This is a genomic window from Cryobacterium sp. Y50 (genome assembly GCF_002929805.1).
In the GTDB taxonomy this organism is placed as follows: domain Bacteria; phylum Actinomycetota; class Actinomycetes; order Actinomycetales; family Microbacteriaceae; genus Cryobacterium.
In genome coordinates this window covers 1-2968 of the sequence record NZ_PJJM01000027.1, presented here as the reverse complement: position 1 = coordinate 2968, position 2968 = coordinate 1, and the positions used below count along the sequence as shown (strand labels likewise).

Annotated in this window: 3 protein-coding genes; 2 read left to right on the top strand and 1 reads right to left on the bottom strand. The window is 62.3% G+C overall.

Features of this window, described 5'->3' with window-relative positions:
- The first annotated feature begins 287 nt into the window (after positions 1-287).
- Entirely contained in the window at positions 288-1478 is a 1191-nt protein-coding gene (locus CXY73_RS00250) for a lycopene cyclase family protein (protein WP_104176413.1), read from the top strand.
- On the top strand, positions 1475-2419 hold the full coding sequence (locus CXY73_RS00245) for a Brp/Blh family beta-carotene 15,15'-dioxygenase (RefSeq protein ID WP_104176412.1): 945 nt from the start codon (positions 1475-1477) through the stop codon (positions 2417-2419). The genes CXY73_RS00250 and CXY73_RS00245 overlap by 4 nt, the downstream gene beginning before the upstream one ends.
- 262 nt (positions 2420-2681) lie before the next feature.
- Here the strand turns inward: CXY73_RS00245 and CXY73_RS22415 are convergent.
- The coding region (locus CXY73_RS22415; RefSeq protein WP_233198050.1) for a hypothetical protein at positions 2682-2968 on the bottom strand (287 nt) is incomplete at its 5' end.

Genomic DNA, 2968 nt, shown 5'->3' with positions numbered 1-2968 from the left:
TCACGAGGGAGAACACGTTGTAGATGGTGTCGTACTGGATCTGGGTGAGGGAGTCAGGTATCAAGATGTCCTTTGCTGTTCGCGAGCATTCGTCAAAATGGCGGGGATTCGACGAGAATAAATAGCTAACTAGGTTCGGTATCTCAACATACTCCCGCTAGCAGGAGTATTCCAACCAGCTCCGGACGGAGTCTTAGAAATACTGATCAGCTTCGGGTTTCTCGTTAGGCTGTTTGCGTATCACCCGGTCCGTACTCGTATACGTGATCGAGAGAGAAGGAGCATAGATGCCGCCTGCCGCGGACGCTGACCTCGTGATACTGGGCGCGGGCTTGGCCGGACTCACTTTGGCGGCCCGGTTGGCTCGGGAGCGTTCCGGCCCGCGCGTCGTGCTGCTAGAACCTCGCACGGCCTATCGAGACGATCGCAGCTGGTGTTTTTGGCGACCGGAACAGCACGATCTGTCGCATTTAGTCTCGCGACGTTGGAAAACATGGACTTTTTCCGATGCGGCGGGCTTGACCGTTCGGCACCAAGTGCCCGGGCTGGCTTACCAGTACGTTCGGGGCAGCGACTTTTACGCGAGCGCGCAGACCGACATTGCCGAGTCACCGCGCGTCGACCTGCGCCTCGGAGTGCGCGCCGGCACGGTCACAGCGGTTTCGGGCGGCGTTCGAGTGGAGACCAGCGCGGGCACGCTGCTGGCGCGTCAGGTGATTGATACCCGGCCCCGCGCCGCCGCAGCGATGCTGTACCAGAGCTTCGTGGGCCTCGAGCTGGAACGTGACTGTCCGCTGCCGTTCGTCCCTGGCGAGGTGACGCTGATGGGATCTCTCGCGTCCGACGCCGAGGGGTTACGTTTTGTGTATGCCTTGCCGCTGGGACCGAACCGCGCGATTGTGGAGTGGACGCGGTTCGGCACGGCGCCGATCAACCGGGACCGCTTGATCTTGGAGCTGGATCAGGTGCTTACCGGGCTCGGTTTGGCTGACGCCCGCCGGGTGCGAACCGAGGGCGGCGTGTTGGCCATGGGACTGGGCCGCCAAGCTGCGCCGCCGATTGGAGGCGTGGTGCATGCGGGTAACGCTGGCGGCGCGCTGCGGGCCGCTTCGGGCTACGGGTTTTTGCGCATTGCACGGTGGGCTCAGCTGTGCGCGGAGCGTCTGCTCGCGGGCCGGGAAGCTGTGGGGCACCCGAAAGAACCTCGACTGCGACGCACCTTCGATCGCATTTTTCTGCAGGCCGTTCGGGCGCACCCGGAACGTACCGCAGAGTATTTTCTCGCCCTCGCCCGCGGCGTTCCCCCGGCCGCACTGGTGCGTTTTCTCAGTGACGGTGCGCGGGCCGAGGACTACGCGCGCATCATCTCCAGCCTGCCGTGGAGCCCCTTCATCGCCCAGCTGGCCGCGCCTACCGTTTTTAGCCCGGCACCGGCCGCACCGGCCGTTACCGTGACGCCAAGTACGAGCGATCAATGACCGGCCAAGCCGCTCCGTCTTATGCTGGGTCCACCCGCGTCAGGCCGCGGCGGCATCGAGTGCCCGTCGAGACGGTAGTGTTCGCCAGCCTCGCCCTAGTCACCTTGGTCGTGCTCGGGCTGGGCTTGCCACTGCCTTCGCTCACGGTTCAGGTCGTGCTCCTGGGCGTGCTGGTCGCGATTCTGGGCCTGCCCCACGGCGCCCTCGATCCGCTGATCGCGCGCCGTGCCGGACTGTGGCGCACCCCACTGGGCTTCGCCGGATTCAACATGGCCTACATTCTCGTCGTGGTCGGCGTTGTGTTGCTTTGGCTGATCGCTCCAGTGGAGAGCTTAGTCACGTTCCTGCTCGTGTCTGCTTTGCACTTCGGGTCAGATTGGAATGCTGACCGGGCGCCCTGGCTGCGGTTTCTCGCCGGGTTCGGGCTGCTCAGTCTCCCGGCGCTGTCGCATCCCGCGCAGGTGAGTGCTGCCTACGTGGTGCTGGCCGGAGTTGGAGGCGCGGTGGTCGCCAGCGTGCAAGAGTGGCTGGGGCCGCTCGCCCTAGCCAGCCTGCTGGTCGCAGCCTTAGTCGCACTGCGACATCGGGCACACGAAAGCATCGAAATTCTGCTCGCGACCATTCTCGCCCTCGCAACAGAGCCGCTGGTCTTCTTTCTACTGTACTTCTGCGCTCTGCACAGTTTTCGGCACCTGAAGGCAGGGTTTCACGCCGAACGTGACGGTGGACGGCTGCCGGCACTGATGGTGCTGGTGTACACCGTGGTGCCCATCCTTACAGTGGGCGTAGTTCTGGTTTGGCTCGGCCCCGACGGCGCCCTGAGCGAGCAAATCCTGCAGGTGGTGTTCATCGGTTTAGCGGGGCTAACCGTCCCGCACATGATCGTAGTGACCCACGAAAACCGCTACCGCCGGGCGTCAAAAGCATCCGATCCCTGCTGATAATCATTCCCGTCGGATGAAAACATTACGAGGCAACTACGCAGCTGTGCGGATCGAAGAATGAACAACGACGGTTGCTCGGTAGACGCCAGGATCGCCGAGCGATGCTTGGCAATGCTTTTCTGCAGTTTCACGAAGGCCGGGATACGGCATCGGCGGGCCCAGCCGACCCACTTGCTGAGGCAGTTCGACTTTAATCCGGAGATCTTCCGTCGGGTAGTTCGGCGCGGATGCGGTGGTCCTTGATGCCCAAGATTGCCCGTCACTGGAGAATGCATTTCTGGCACTCCGTAGCAAGTAGCAGCTCGATATGTAACGTCCCCTGCTCCTCTGCTTTTTTGTGAAGAAAGCTTGTGGCCGAGTCGAGTTCTCTTGATCCGGTCTGCGCACTGCCGGTCGCTTCGTAGGAGGCGGATACTGGCCGGTGACGTCTGCCGTGGGCATCGCGATAATTGCGGCGGTGCCCTATGATGCTCCTATAGTTGTCAATTGTTTTTTTGGATGGCTTTTTGCTTGTGGAGCCAGTCCCGAAATTGGTTAGCGAGGTTG